The sequence below is a fragment of the Paraglaciecola mesophila genome, from assembly GCF_009906955.1.
Classification (GTDB): domain Bacteria; phylum Pseudomonadota; class Gammaproteobacteria; order Enterobacterales; family Alteromonadaceae; genus Paraglaciecola; species Paraglaciecola mesophila_A.
In genome coordinates, this window is sequence record NZ_CP047656.1 from 3,193,416 (window position 1) to 3,206,833 (window position 13,418).

Below are 13,418 nucleotides of genomic sequence, written 5' to 3' on the forward strand. Positions count from 1 at the left end.
TAATGCTACTGCAATTTTAACTTGATTACCTTGATAATAGCGTAATACCTAGGCCGTGATCTCAATCACGGTAAATTTATTAATGCCCAATAGGAGTGCCCAAATGCAAGTAACCAGAGATTTATTCGATGACGTTATGGTTCCCAACTATGCACCATCCGCGATTATTCCCGTGCGTGGTAAAGGTTCTCGCGTATGGGATCAAAACGATAAGGAATATATCGATTTTGCAGGTGGGATAGCGGTTAGTTGCTTGGGTCATTGCCATCCAGCACTTGTGCAGGCGCTTACAGAGCAAGGACAGAAATTATGGCACCTATCAAACGTGATGACCAATGAACCGGCATTGCGCTTAGCCAAAAAACTGACCGAGTTAACCTTTGCAGATAAAGTCTACTTTGCCAATTCAGGGGCAGAAGCCAACGAAGCGGCTTTAAAGTTAGCTCGCCGCTGGGCACTTGACGTGTACGGTGAGCACAAATCACAGATCATCTCATTTAATAAAAGCTTTCATGGGCGTACCTTCTTCACTGTGACCGTGGGTGGACAAACTGCTTATAGCGATGGTTTTGGTCCTAAACCAGGTGATATTGCCCATGCTGATTACAATGACTTGGCCAGTGTTGAGGCGCTCATTTCGGACAACACCTGCGCTGTGATGCTTGAGCCGCTACAAGGCGAGGGTGGGATAATTTCCCCCGATGCCGACTTTATAAAAGGGGTACGTGCACTGTGTGACAAGCACAATGCGTTAATGATTTTCGACGAAGTGCAAACGGGTGTTGGCCGCACCGGTGCTATGTATGCCTATCAAGACTTAGCCGTTACCCCAGATATTTTGACCACAGCAAAAGCACTAGGGGGCGGTTTTCCAATAGGGGCGATGCTAACGCGCACTGAAATAGCAACGCATTTAAAAATCGGCACACACGGCTCGACTTACGGTGGCAACCCCCTTGCTTGCGCGGTTGCAAAAGCGGTACTTGACGTTATTGATAATAGTGAAGTGTTAGCTGGCGTAACCCAGCGAGAGCAGTTATTGCGTGATGGCTTAGTTCGCATCAATGAGAAATACAATGTGTTCAGTGACATACGCGGTAAGGGCTTGTTGCTCGGAGCCGCATTAAATGAGACCTATAAAGGCCAAGCGAAAACATTTCTAAATGCAGCAGCAGAGCATGGCTTGATGTGTTTAGTGGCCGGCGCAGATGTAATTCGTTTTACCCCTTCTTTGGTTATACCGGAGCAGGATATAGCGTCAGGCTTACAGCGTTTCGAGCAAGCCGTTGCCCAAGTGGTTAAAGGCTAAGTAGCATGTTGGTAATTCGGCCTATATGCGCGCAAGATTTTGCGGCTTTAAAGCAGATTGCGATTGAATCTGGGCATGGCTTTACTTCGCTGCCTGATAACGATGAGTTATTACTGAGCAAGATATCTCGCGCACAGAAGAGCTTTACTGAAACCGTGACCTCCCCCGGTCAGCAAAGCTATTTATTTGTCCTCGAAGATACGCAAAGTAAAGACATCATCGGTGTCACCGGAATTGAAGCTGCGGTGGGTTTGAGCACACCATTTTATCATTATCATGTTGCCAGCCATGTGCATTACTCACCTCGCTTAGGGGTGAAAAAAGTCGTGGAGACGCTGAATTTGTGTAATGACTACACTGGGGCATCTGAAGTCTGTACCTTGTTCGTACGTGAAAAATACCGCCGTGGTTTTGCTGGCCAACTTTTGTCTCGTGTTCGTTATCTGTTTATGGCGAATCACCCCGAGCGCTTTTCTGATTTGGTTATTGCTGAGATGCGCGGTATTTCCGATGAAAATGGTCATTCGCCGTTTTGGGCATGGTTAGAGACGAACTTCTTTGGGATTGATTTCCCTACCGCTGATTACCTAGTGGGTATCGGAGATAAGTCGTTTATTGCTGAATTGATGCCTAAGCACCCCGTTTACGTGGCGCTACTTAGCCCAGAAGCACAAAGCGTGATTGGTAAGGTGCATGAAAAGACAGCACCTGCACTGCGCTTACTGCAAAAAGAAGGCTTCTTTCATCGCGGATACGTTGACTTGTTTGACGCAGGCCCTACTGTTGAAGTGGCGCTAAGAAATATCCGTACAGTGCAACAAAGTCGCGTAGCAACTGTGGTGATTGGTGATGAAAGTCAATTATCACACGCGAAAGCAGATGAGCAAAATTACATGCTGTGCAGCACAGACGTCAGCCAGTTTCGTGCCACGATCACCCCTGAAGTGACATACCACAGCGAGAAAAATTCGTTAATGCTCAGCGCAAATACGGCCGCTGAGTTAGGTTTATCAGACGGCAACGATGTGCGTTTTATTAAGCTATAAAACGAGCAGACCACAAGCAAAATTGCTCTGCTTTCGCACGTCATAACATTGAATAGAAAGGTTTTTATTTATGCATACAAACGTGAATACTTTATTTGAAAAACTATGGGAAAGTTACCTTGCGGTAACGCCTTCTGCAGTTACCGTGCACGATTTATTCGATAAAACTCAGGGGCAAGAGGTAGTGAATGATCACATAGCTCTGCGCACCTTTAACTTGCCTGGGATCGGTTTGAGCGCTTTAGCCGCGCATTTTGAAGCCGTCGGTTACAAGGCTTGCGGCGAATATCATTTCGTAAGCAAAAAGCTTTACGCGAAACATTTTGAGCATACTGAAAATCCGGATTTACCTAAGGTCTTTATTTCCGAATTATTGCTGGAACAGTGCAGTGAATCATTACAAGAAACTGTGCGCTCTCTTGTGGCAAACATGGATAAAGACACAGTAACTCAAGACAATTTTTTATACTCAGGCCGTCACTGGGATATTGATTACTCAACTTATCAACGCTTGTTGCAAGAGTCAGAATTTGCGGCGTGGGTAGCTGCATGGGGCTATCGTGCTAATCACTTTACTGTCAGTAATAATCACTTAAGCCAGTTTGACTCCATTGAGCAAATCAATCAGGCAGTGAAGGCTGCAGGTTTGTCGCTAAATACGGCCGGAGGAGAAATCAAAGGCTCGGCTGACGTTATGTTAGAGCAGTCATCGACTTTGGCAGATAAGCATCCTGTCGCCTTTACTGATGGCGAGCGTGACATCCCTAGCTGTTTTTACGAATTTGCCAAACGCTATCCAAAACCTGATGGTTCGCTATTTACTGGCTTTGTAGCTGAGTCAGCCGATAAAATATTTGAAAGTACTAACGCGAGATAGTTGCAATCTATACCCATGACATAGTGTGTTAGGGTGATTTTGTTACCTTTTAAGGGGGCCTGTGGGCCCCTTTTTTTTAGCCCATCGTCTAATTGTACTAAATTCGCAATGTCGCTATTGTCACCTATACTGATGCAAAATTAATCTGTAAAACCTTAAGTTAACTTATTGGTATCGCTAATAAATCAAGTTTCAAAAGGGATTTATATTGCTGGTGCTTTATTTCAAAGTTTGCTGTAATGGCGAAGTAATGTAACAAGATATGAACTGAAAAATGCGAATTAGCTGGCGCGAGTTTATTAAGCAGTACTTTAGCAAGCCATCAAAATTTCACTCGATTGGGATTGAAATGGGTGATGCTGAGTTGCACCTAAATGTTATCCAAAAAAAATCTGGGTCCTACCAGTGGGTAAAGCAGCATAGTCTTCCTATGCAAGATTGGGTTAAACATTTACAAGAGTATGTCACCCAGAACAACTTGGCCCGTACACCTTGTCATGTTGCACTAGGACTAAATAAGTATCAGTTATTTCAAATCGATAGACCGGAAGTAGAAGAACAAGAAGTCGCTCAAGCGATTCAGTGGCAGGTCAAAGAACAACTCACCAGTAATGATGAGCACGTGTTTGATTATTATGATCATCCCGCTGCGATAGGCGGCAAAGAAAAAGTGAATGTGGTTGCCATTTCACGCCCTCAAGTTATCTCAATAATTAAAGGCATTTCTCAAGCAGATTTAAAACTAAGTACCATCACCATAGAAGAGCTGGCGACGTCTGAGCTTTTAGCTGCCAGTGACGATGCAGTTTTGAGCTTGTTTCAGGAAAAAGGCGGGCAAATTAATTTAAATATCCTTAAACAGGGTAAGTTGTTTTTCTCACGTCGCTTGAAAGGCTATGAAAACCTGGCGAGCTTTTCATTGGAAGAGTTTCAAATGGGCATGGGGGACACTCTGAGTGTCGAAATTCAACGCTCAATGGATTACTTCGAAAGCCAGTTGCGACAAGCACCAGTGCGTCACATTGTGGTTCACCTGAATACGCCTATTCAAGCGCAGTTAGCGGAGTTGATTAAAGAGCTGACGTTTATGCCAGTCTCTATTATGGATTTGCCGTTAACGCCTAACGAGCCAAGCCCGACAGTCAGTTTAGCCAGCTTGGGGGCTGCGCTTACAGACATTGAAATTAATAGTGAGGCAGGCCAATGAAGTCTCGTATTAACCTGTATTTACCAGAATTACACCCAAAACTTGAAGTGCTTACGCTGTCATTCGTGATCGCAATTTGGGCAAGTTTGATGGTAATTTTCGGCGCAATCTACTACTTCAATCATAGTCATGGCCAGAGCGTTGAGCAGCAATTGAGCGCTATACAAACGCAAAAAAATCAGCTTGAAGATCAGCTCGTCATATTGAATGAGACGTTAGCGGGGCGTACTAAAGACCCAGTGTTATTGGCCGCTATAGAAAGTAAGCAGTTAGAAGTCAGTTTGAAACAAAGGGTCATTGATGAGTTGTCTGGGCAGGAGCAATTCAAATCCCACGGGTTTGCGGGACTGATGACTGGGCTGGCTGAGCACCATTTAGATGGGATTTGGTTAACCCGAATTCATTTAGATGAAAACCAAGTAATGTTAGAAGGCGCAGCAACCGACTCATCGCTTATTCCTAAGTGGATGACTAGCTTGAGTTTAACACCGCGTTTGAAAGGGCAGGAGTTCTCAACGACTAAGCTTTATCGTGATCCAAATCAGCAGCTGATGTTTACCTTAGGCACTAAAAATTCCGTGCAAGCGGAAGTAAAGGAACAGCCATGAATCAAGCCGCTACAAGTCAAGGAATAAAAGAGAGATACAACACGCTTTTCGTGCAGTTTCTGAAGATCACACAACGAGAAAAGCTACTTATATTGTTCAGCGGTGTCGCTATTATTATTCTGCTCGGTTATTTGCTATTCATCGAGCCTGTGAATGAAAGCACGGCTCGAAACGAGCAAACGATTTCGTCTTTGCAAAATCAGTTAAATAGTTTGCAAGCGCAAATCGAGGTTGCACAGTACGCGCTTGGTAACGATCCCAATGATTTACTGATTGAATCTTTAGATAAACTTACTGATAAAAGCCAAGATTTAGATCTGTATTTGCAACAAGAAACCGTCAATTTAGTCCCACCGACACAAATGCCACTCTTGTTAGAAAACATGCTTGCGGGTAGCCAAGGAGTAACCCTGGTATCTATGCAGTCGATTGCGCCAACACCTGTACTGAGCGCTCAGACAAAGAAAGTGGATGCTGAGTCTGACACGGTAGATAACGACACTGTGGTAGATGAAATCAATCTATATCGCCATGGTGTATTGTTGTCATTAAGGGGGAGCTACTTCGATATTCAAAACTATCTTACACGCATTGAAGGCCTTAAATGGCAGTTTTACTGGAAGCGTTTTAATTACGTTGTGACTGGGTACCCAGAGGCGTTGGTTGAAGTGGAGTTGTATACCTTGAGTACCAGTAAGGCGTTTATAGGTGTTTGATATGAATATAAGAATCAGATTTTTTGTACGTGTTTTATTGCTTGTTTCAGCTTCCGTTGCTTCTGCCTATGGTCAGGTATTGGTCGATCCTACTCGTCCTTTTGATGCAATACCTAGTACTTCAGCTAATGGCGAATTGACCGATAAATTAATCGTCAATGCCATATTTATTAATGGTTTGCATAAGCAGGCTATTATCAACGGTATGCGTGTTAGAGAAGGGCAAGAGATAGCAGGGAAAACCCTCGTATCAATTAGCAAAAGTCGAGTTGTATTGCGCGGCGATAAGGGCTCGCAAGAACTTTTTGTCAATCACTCTCAATTTATAAAAGATGCAAATGATGGATTTTAAGCGTATTACTTTAACTGGCTTTTTGCTGGTATTAGTTGCCTGTCAGGCGAAGCATGACACAAAGCATTATGAGAAATCATTAGACGACGCAATTGCTGACACAAAACAAACGACCGACACGAAAAAGACGGGAGCACCGACTTTACCTGATGCTGTTCATCAAACCTTGATGCCAAAATCGCAACAAGCTGATAAGGCCCTATTCGGTGAACCTAAATTTGATATTAATGCCCAGCAAATAGACGCGGTGAGCTTTTTCTCCGGCATCGTAGAGGACACTCCCTTTAGTGTGGCTATTCATCCTTCTGTGTCAGGCTTGATTTCTCTTAACTTAAAGCAAGTTACCCTCGAGCAAATATTTGACATTGTGACTGAAATTTACGGTTACGACATACAGCGCAGGCAAAACATTTACCGCATTTATCCAACGGGAATGCGCACAGAAACGTTTGCTGTCAATTACTTACTGATGAAACGAGATGGGGCCACACAAACCAGTATTACCTCAGGTGGGGTATCTCAAGCTCAAGGTGGCAACAGTAGCTCAGGCAGTTCACAGAACAATTTCAGTGGAAACTCTTCATCTGGCAGCGGAAGTTCAAATAATTTGAGTGCGGGCAGCAATAGCAACGGCACCAGTATTTCAACCAGCACTGAAACAGATTTCTGGAAAGACCTATTGGCCTCTTTGCAAGTAATGATTGGTAAGGAGGAGGGTCGTAGCGTGATGGTTATGCCCCAAGCTGGCTTAGTCACTGTGCGCGCTATGCCCAATGAAATACGTTCAGTAAAAGAGTTTCTTGCCACGTCAGAAGAGCATGTTCAGCGTCAGGTTATCTTAGAGGCACGCATCTTAGAGGTATCGTTAAGCGATGGTTATCAGCAAGGTATTAACTGGACAGAAATATTAGCAAACAGTGGCAGTACTGACTTTCAGTTTTCGACTACATCAGGAAGCCTTGGGGATGCTATTTCGGCTACCTTGGGCGGTGTCACAAGTTTGTCCTTTGTAAATAAAGACTTCAGCGGTGTGCTTAACTTGCTGCAAACACAAGGGAATGTGCAGGTTTTATCTAGTCCTAGAGTGACGGCGATAAACAACCAAAAAGCGGTCATAAAAGTCGGTGATGACGAGTACTTTGTAACGGATGTATCTAGTGAGAGTACCGTAACCGCAGCAACGGCATCAACCACACCGAATATTGAACTTACGCCATTCTTTTCTGGTATCGCCCTGGATGTTACCCCACAAATTGATGCCCAAGGCGGGGTATTGTTGCATGTTCATCCTTCGGTAATTGAAACCGAAGAACAAGAAAAGGTGGTGACTTTAAATGAAGAACAATTTGTTTTGCCCTTAGCAGCTAGCAATATTCGCGAATCAGACACAATCATCCATGCTCGCTCAGGGGAAATCGTGGTTATCGGCGGTTTGATGCAATCAATCATCTCTGAAACTGAATCTAAAACGCCTTTACTAGGAGATATTCCACTGCTGGGAAACTTGTTTAAAAACCGCCAGGACAGTGAAATCAAAAAGGAATTGGTTATTTTGCTGCGTCCTACTGTGGTCAGTGCTGACACGTGGCGACAGCAGTTAATCCGCAGCCGAAATCAAATGGCTGACTGGCTACACGTGGAATAAGCTTATGTATTTATACCACTACGGTATAAAGGAGTTACCTTTTACCCTAACCCCAAACACAAGTTATTTCTTTGGTTTGCCCAGTCACAAGGAAGCGATAGCGGTACTTTTGACCGCCATTAAAACCGGTGAAGGGTTTATTAAAGTAACGGGTGAGGTGGGGACAGGAAAAACGTTAATTTGTCGTAAGTTACTTAACGAACTGCCTGACCATTTTGTTGCTGCGTATATTCCCAACCCTTATTTAACACCGAGCGAGTTACGCCGTTCAGTGGCTGCTGAGCTTAATGTCACACTCAGTGAGCATGCGGACCAGCAAGAATTTACCCAACGGATCCAGCGGCGTTTAATTGAAATAAATCAACAAAACCGAGGGGTGGTGTTGATCATTGATGAGGCACAAGCCCTTCCCGTAGAAAGTATTGAGGCGCTTCGTTTAATCACTAATCTAGAAACAGAATCACGCAAATTATTGCAAGTTGTGCTGTTCGGCCAGCCTGAGCTAGACGATAAGCTTGCGCTGCCGGAGCTGCGCCAACTGAAACAGCGCGTGACATTCTCCTATGCATTGAAATTAATGGACGCGGACCAGTTATTTCAATATGTGCGTCATCGTATGTCGGTAGCGGGCTATCGAGGAGGAGATATTTTTTCAAGCCGAGCCTGCAAAATGCTGTTTAAAGCGAGTAAGGGGACCCCGCGTATTGTCAATGTATTGTGTCACAAGGCGTTGATGTTAGCCTACGGCGAAGGTAAGCAACAGGTGGAAACAAGACACGTTAAACTGGCTGTAGCAGACACCGAAGCAGCCTATAAAAATAGCTTTTCTCTGGCGAAAACGCTGTTTGGATTAGCCCTTATTGCAGCTGCTAGCATGGCTCTGTATTTGGCATTTCGGGGGTATGGCGTATGAGTGTGGTCAATAAAATGCTACAAGATCTTGAGGCAAGACAGAGTGCCTCAGAGTCCGTTAGCGCAGATTATCAACCGCCTAAACGCAACGTTGGCAAGCTTGCATGGATAGTACTCTTATTGTTAACGGTTGTTCTTATTGTGCTAGGGGGATATTACTGGTCAGTATTGAATAGCGACACCTCAAATCAAATCACTAACAAACCCGTTGCTAGCGCATTACTAGAGGATGAAGATGCTGTTTCCGCTCAAGCGCAAAAACCGACTTCGGATACCCTCGCGAATGGCTCGGCGCCCCAAAAAGTGGTGTGGATAGAACCGGACGCCCCAGCGCCTACTTCGGCCATAGCAGAAACAACGAATACGCAAAATGTCTCATCTGAGAAACAGACCTCACACACTCAGAATACAAGTACTAAACCTGACAATACAGCCGAGTCACTTCTTACTGATCCAGAAACCCCTAGGCTAGCTAGTGCAAAGCAGGCTGACTCAGGCAGTAATGAGCAGCCTAAAGCTGTGTTTAGCAAGCAAACGAACCATACTCGTTACGCTGAAGCTGGTTTAAAACAAACCATCAATCAGGCACTACGCGACGGTAAAACCTTAATCGCGATTAGTGGTTTACAAAAGCTGCTCAGCACTGACCCGAATAATCTGCGTATTCGAAAAAAACTCGCCTCACTTTTGTTTGCTGAAAATCGCTTACAAGAAGCACAAGCGCTGCTCACAGAAGGGGTGGCCTCTCAGCCTGAGCAACATGATTTACGTTTGATGTTGGCGCGGTTGTTTGCCCAACAAGACAACCCAAGCAAAGCGTTAAGCTTATTGTTAGAAGTGTCTCCATCTTTAGTATTGCACAGTGATTATTATGCTTATCGCGGTGCACTAGCCCAGCAGATGGAAAACTACGCGCAAGCGCAGCAGGATTATCAAAAATTGGTTAATGCTGAACCACAGCAAGCCAAGTGGTGGTTAGGGCTAGGTATCGCTCAAGATAGTTCAGGCGACAAGACACAAGCTTTAGTGAGCTACCAAAAAGCAGACAATGAACAGCAATTAACACCGCAAGTTATCAGGTTTGTGCGACAACGTTTGAATGATTTAGTTGGAATAGAATGAAGCCAAGAACCAAAATTCGCTTAGGAGATCTCCTTGTTCAAGAAGGGATCATCAGTGAAGAACAACTGATGCAAACCCTTTCGGCTCAGAAGCAGAGCGGCCGAAAACTGGGGCATATGCTGATAGAATTGGGCTTCGTATCGGAAAACCAGTTATTGACCTTTTTGTCACAGCATTTAGGGGTGCCCCTAGTTGATGTTAGTCAATATCAAGTATCGGTAGAAGCGGTATTGCTGCTACCCGAGGTGCAGGCCCGTCGTTACCGTGCATTAGTGCTTGACGATAAAGGTGATCATTTACTGGTGGGCATGAGCGACCCGGCTGATTTAGCCGCTATTGATATTTTATCCGGCGTGTTACCTAAGCCGGTTAAAGTGGCTGTGGTGAGTGACGCGCAATTATTTCAAGCCTACGATCGTTTTTATCGTAGAACGGAGGATATTGCTTCTTTCGCTCAGGAATTGGCAGAAGAGTATCAAGATGATGATGAATTTGATTTTGATACCGGGGTGGATGATGAACAAGACACCGCCGTTGCTCGCTTATTACAATCTATTTTTGAAGATGCTCTACAAACCAAAGCGTCAGATATACACATAGAGCCTGACAACGAATTGCTGCGCATTCGCCTGCGGGTTGATGGCGTGCTACAAGAAAATGTCATAAAAGAAAAGAATATTGCCTCGGCCTTGGTATTGCGTTTGAAGCTGATGTCTGGACTTGATATTTCAGAAAAGCGCTTACCACAAGATGGTCGCACTAACATGCGCATTAAGGGCCACTCGATTGATGTACGTGTTTCTACCATGCCGGTGCAAAACGGTGAGTCAGTGGTTATGCGACTACTTGACCAATCAGCGGGTGTGTTATCGCTTGACCAAACGGGTATGCCCGGGCCGCTACTTAAGCGTTTCAGAGTCCTGTTGAAGCGTCCTCATGGGATGATCCTTGTCACGGGCCCTACTGGGTCGGGTAAAACAACCACCTTGTACGGGGCATTAAGTGAGCTTAATCAACCTTCTGCCAAAATCATTACGGTTGAAGATCCTGTGGAATATCGATTACCTCGGATCAATCAAGTACAAACCAACAGTAAAATTGGTCTGAATTTCTCCAATGTACTGCGTACCACCTTACGGCAAGATCCCGATATTATTATGGTCGGGGAAATGCGTGACCAAGAAACCGCTGAAATAGGCCTTAGAGGTGCATTAACCGGTCACTTAGTCTTATCCACTTTACACACCAATGACGCCATCAGCAGTGCTGTGCGTTTACTCGATATGGGCGCTCCAGGTTATTTGGTTGCCAGTTCACTGCGGGCTGTTATTGCACAACGATTGGTGCGAAAAGTCTGCGAAAGCTGCAGCGAGCCACATCAGCCGTCGCCCGAAGAGGGGGTGTGGTTAAAAAATATCGACCCTCAAGTGGCCAATGTCACGTTTAGGCGTGGTCGAGGCTGTCAAACATGTAATCACACTGGTTATCGTGGTCGCGTGGGTGTGTTTGAGTTGTTAGAAATGACTGAAAGCATGATGAATGCATTGAAATCCAATGATTCTATTCAATTTGGACAAGCTGCTCAGCATAGCCCTGGTTTTATTCCTTTAGCAAAAGTGGCATTAACCTATGCAAAAATGGGGATCACCACGGTTGAAGAAGTACTGAAATTGATTGAAATGGTGGCTGATGAACAAAAAGAAGCACCTGAATCCGAAGTGCCAGTAGGGCAAATTGATGCTGGTAGCGCAGAAACGAACACCGACGCTATAGATACCTTTGAATCCAGTGAAAATAAAGAGAAACCGGCATCGTCAAGCGATGGCTTTTCTTTCGAATTAGAGCCAAAAGACGACAGTTCGGATAACGGCCATGGCTAACTTTACCTATAAGGCGAGAAATGCCAGCGGTGAGCTAACCGCAGGTAATATAGAAGCGAATGACGCCTCAAGTGTGGCGCAAATATTACTTGGCCGACAATTTACGCCTATTGAAATAAAAGAGGCTAAAGGAACTGCGGGCGCCTCTTTGAATGTATCTTTGTTTACACCAAAAATAAAACTCGAAGATTTGGTTATTTTTTCTCGTCAAATGTACTCACTTACCAAATCTGGCATCCCTATTATTCGATCGGTTAAGGGGTTAGCCGAAACATCTAGTAGTGAGCGCATGACACAGATTTTAAATGATGTGTGCGACCAACTAGAGCGGGGTCGCACTTTGTCTTCAGCACTGCATAGACACAACAAAGTGTTCGGCCAATTGTTCGTTAGTATTGTGCACGTAGGGGAAAACACTGGTCGACTAGACGAAGCGTTTTTGCAGTTGTCTGATTATATGGAACGTGAGCAAGAAACGCGCAAACAAATTAAAGCGGCTACCCGCTACCCCACATTCGTTATCTTGGCCGTTGTGGCTGCGCTAGTGATCATGAATATATTTGTGATCCCTGTATTTGCCAATATGTTTACCAGCTTTGGTGCTGAGTTGCCCCTAATGACGCGTATATTGCTTGCCACATCAGATTTTTTCATTACTAAATGGCCTTATATGCTGGTGGGCATTGTCTTAGCAATCTTCTTGATATCTCGTTATATCAATACTGCGAAAGGGCGTTTTAATTGGGATAAAGCCAAACTTCGGTTACCGATTGTTGGCGGGATTTTTGAACGAACTCTATTAAGCCGCTTCGCTCGAAGCTTTTCCATGATGCTGCGTTCTGGCGTCCCGTTAACTGCGGCGCTCAACTTAGTCTCTGACGCAGTGAGCAACGCTTTTATGGCCGACAAAATTATACAGATGCGCAAAAATATTGAGAAAGGGGAAAGCCTATCTCGGGTCGCTAACTCTAGTAAAATGTTCACCCCATTGGTATTGCAAATGATTAATGTCGGTGAAGAAACTGGCAGGGTGGATGAATTGCTTGGTGAGGCTGCTGAGTTTTACGAGCGTGAGGTGGATTACGACTTAAAGAGTCTGACCTCAAAAATAGAGCCGCTGCTTATTATGGTGGTGGCAGCTATGGTTCTGGTACTTGCGCTGGGTATCTTCACTCCAATGTGGAATATGATGGGGGCGATACAGGGTTAATTTATGCGTAGAAATGAAGCCAGTGACGAACGTGAACGCACCCTATTTAGTAATTTAGTGGTGGTGGTTGTGTTTACCTCACTCATATTGGGCTTTATCGTCTATTTCAATGACAGTAGTCCGAGTATTCGCAAAGTCGCTTTGCAAACCTTAGTGGAACAGTTCACCAAGAGTACATTGAATGCTCATTGGCAATGGCAAAATGAAGGAAGGCCGAGTAGTATTTTACTCGTTAACTATGATGCACAGGGGAACGAAATCGGCCGTCATCCACTTAATATGAGTCATTTAGGCTGGCCTAGGCTAACGCCAACAAGTAAAGGTTGTGCCGATTTATGGCGCGATGTACTAAACACAGATTTAGAAGTAGAAGGATTTAAAATGTATGCCGAATTTTATGATGGGGTGCAGATTAGTGATAACGCTCTAGCATCGATTTGCCGATACAGGTTATCAACTGGGCCTTATTTTGAATATAAAGTGTATACGGGACAGGTTTCCAAAATTATAAGTTAACCGAATGGGTAGAGAAAG

The 13,418-nt window shown here is 44.6% G+C and carries 13 protein-coding genes; all 13 read left to right on the forward strand.

The genetic code is table 11. From position 1 onward, the window contains the following. The first annotated feature begins 103 nt into the window (after window positions 1-103). The gene (locus FX988_RS13770; RefSeq protein WP_160180657.1) at window positions 104-1,309 is read left to right on the forward strand and encodes an aspartate aminotransferase family protein; all 1,206 of its coding nucleotides are present in this window, start codon (window positions 104-106) and stop codon (window positions 1,307-1,309) included. 5 nt (window positions 1,310-1,314) lie between these two features. Continuing rightward, complete coding sequence (gene astA, locus FX988_RS13775; protein ID WP_160180658.1) at window positions 1,315-2,355, forward strand: arginine N-succinyltransferase; 1,041 nt, start codon at window positions 1,315-1,317, stop codon at window positions 2,353-2,355. A 70-nt stretch (window positions 2,356-2,425) separates the two neighbouring features. Continuing rightward, entirely contained in the window at window positions 2,426-3,232 is an 807-nt protein-coding gene (locus FX988_RS13780) for a DUF1338 domain-containing protein (protein WP_160180660.1), read from the forward strand. Between the two features lie 274 nt (window positions 3,233-3,506). After that, the gene (gene pilM, locus FX988_RS13785; protein ID WP_160180662.1) at window positions 3,507-4,439 is read left to right on the forward strand and encodes a type IV pilus biogenesis protein PilM; all 933 of its coding nucleotides are present in this window, start codon (window positions 3,507-3,509) and stop codon (window positions 4,437-4,439) included. After that, the gene (locus FX988_RS13790) at window positions 4,436-5,047 is read left to right on the forward strand and encodes a PilN domain-containing protein (RefSeq protein WP_160180664.1); all 612 of its coding nucleotides are present in this window, start codon (window positions 4,436-4,438) and stop codon (window positions 5,045-5,047) included. The genes pilM and FX988_RS13790 overlap by 4 nt, the downstream gene beginning before the upstream one ends. Continuing rightward, the gene (gspM, locus tag FX988_RS13795; protein WP_160180666.1) at window positions 5,044-5,763 is read left to right on the forward strand and encodes a type II secretion system protein GspM; all 720 of its coding nucleotides are present in this window, start codon (window positions 5,044-5,046) and stop codon (window positions 5,761-5,763) included. The genes FX988_RS13790 and gspM overlap by 4 nt, the downstream gene beginning before the upstream one ends. A 1-nt stretch (window position 5,764) precedes the next feature. Further along, complete coding sequence (locus FX988_RS13800) at window positions 5,765-6,115, forward strand: general secretion pathway protein GspB (RefSeq protein WP_160180668.1); 351 nt, start codon at window positions 5,765-5,767, stop codon at window positions 6,113-6,115. Further along, on the forward strand, window positions 6,105-7,760 hold the full coding sequence (gene mshL, locus FX988_RS13805; RefSeq protein ID WP_160182182.1) for a pilus (MSHA type) biogenesis protein MshL: 1,656 nt from the start codon (window positions 6,105-6,107) through the stop codon (window positions 7,758-7,760). The genes FX988_RS13800 and mshL overlap by 11 nt, the downstream gene beginning before the upstream one ends. 4 nt (window positions 7,761-7,764) lie before the next feature. Further along, window positions 7,765-8,673, forward strand: coding sequence for an ExeA family protein (locus tag FX988_RS13810; RefSeq protein WP_160180670.1), 909 nt, complete (start codon window positions 7,765-7,767; stop codon window positions 8,671-8,673). After that, the gene (locus FX988_RS13815) at window positions 8,670-9,794 is read left to right on the forward strand and encodes a tetratricopeptide repeat protein (RefSeq protein ID WP_160180672.1); all 1,125 of its coding nucleotides are present in this window, start codon (window positions 8,670-8,672) and stop codon (window positions 9,792-9,794) included. Before FX988_RS13810 ends, FX988_RS13815 begins: the two co-directional genes overlap by 4 nt. Then, entirely contained in the window at window positions 9,791-11,674 is a 1,884-nt protein-coding gene (locus tag FX988_RS13820) for a GspE/PulE family protein (RefSeq protein ID WP_160180673.1), read from the forward strand. Before FX988_RS13815 ends, FX988_RS13820 begins: the two co-directional genes overlap by 4 nt. Further along, on the forward strand, window positions 11,667-12,884 hold the full coding sequence (locus tag FX988_RS13825) for a type II secretion system F family protein (RefSeq protein WP_160180675.1): 1,218 nt from the start codon (window positions 11,667-11,669) through the stop codon (window positions 12,882-12,884). The genes FX988_RS13820 and FX988_RS13825 overlap by 8 nt, the downstream gene beginning before the upstream one ends. A 3-nt stretch (window positions 12,885-12,887) precedes the next feature. After that, window positions 12,888-13,400 (forward strand): hypothetical protein, encoded by a 513-nt coding sequence (locus FX988_RS13830; RefSeq protein ID WP_160180677.1) that lies wholly within the window; start codon window positions 12,888-12,890, stop codon window positions 13,398-13,400. Window positions 13,401-13,418 lie beyond the last annotated feature (18 nt).

Bases quoted from the DNA above. Each gene is read 5' to 3' on its own strand.
- pilM (WP_160180662.1), top strand. From the start codon at position 3,507: ATGCGAATTAGCTGGCGCGAGTTTATTAAGCAGTACTTTAGCAAGCCA.
- mshL (WP_160182182.1), top strand. From the start codon at position 6,105: ATGGATTTTAAGCGTATTACTTTAACTGGCTTTTTGCTGGTATTAGTT.
- astA (WP_160180658.1), top strand. From the start codon at position 1,315: ATGTTGGTAATTCGGCCTATATGCGCGCAAGATTTTGCGGCTTTAAAG.
- FX988_RS13790 (WP_160180664.1), top strand. From the start codon at position 4,436: ATGAAGTCTCGTATTAACCTGTATTTACCAGAATTACACCCAAAACTT.
- FX988_RS13780 (WP_160180660.1), top strand. From the start codon at position 2,426: ATGCATACAAACGTGAATACTTTATTTGAAAAACTATGGGAAAGTTAC.
- FX988_RS13770 (WP_160180657.1), top strand. From the start codon at position 104: ATGCAAGTAACCAGAGATTTATTCGATGACGTTATGGTTCCCAACTAT.
- FX988_RS13830 (WP_160180677.1), top strand. From the start codon at position 12,888: ATGCGTAGAAATGAAGCCAGTGACGAACGTGAACGCACCCTATTTAGT.
- FX988_RS13800 (WP_160180668.1), top strand. From the start codon at position 5,765: ATGAATATAAGAATCAGATTTTTTGTACGTGTTTTATTGCTTGTTTCA.
- FX988_RS13825 (WP_160180675.1), top strand. From the start codon at position 11,667: ATGGCTAACTTTACCTATAAGGCGAGAAATGCCAGCGGTGAGCTAACC.
- gspM (WP_160180666.1), top strand. From the start codon at position 5,044: ATGAATCAAGCCGCTACAAGTCAAGGAATAAAAGAGAGATACAACACG.
- FX988_RS13810 (WP_160180670.1), top strand. From the start codon at position 7,765: ATGTATTTATACCACTACGGTATAAAGGAGTTACCTTTTACCCTAACC.
- FX988_RS13820 (WP_160180673.1), top strand. From the start codon at position 9,791: ATGAAGCCAAGAACCAAAATTCGCTTAGGAGATCTCCTTGTTCAAGAA.
- FX988_RS13815 (WP_160180672.1), top strand. From the start codon at position 8,670: ATGAGTGTGGTCAATAAAATGCTACAAGATCTTGAGGCAAGACAGAGT.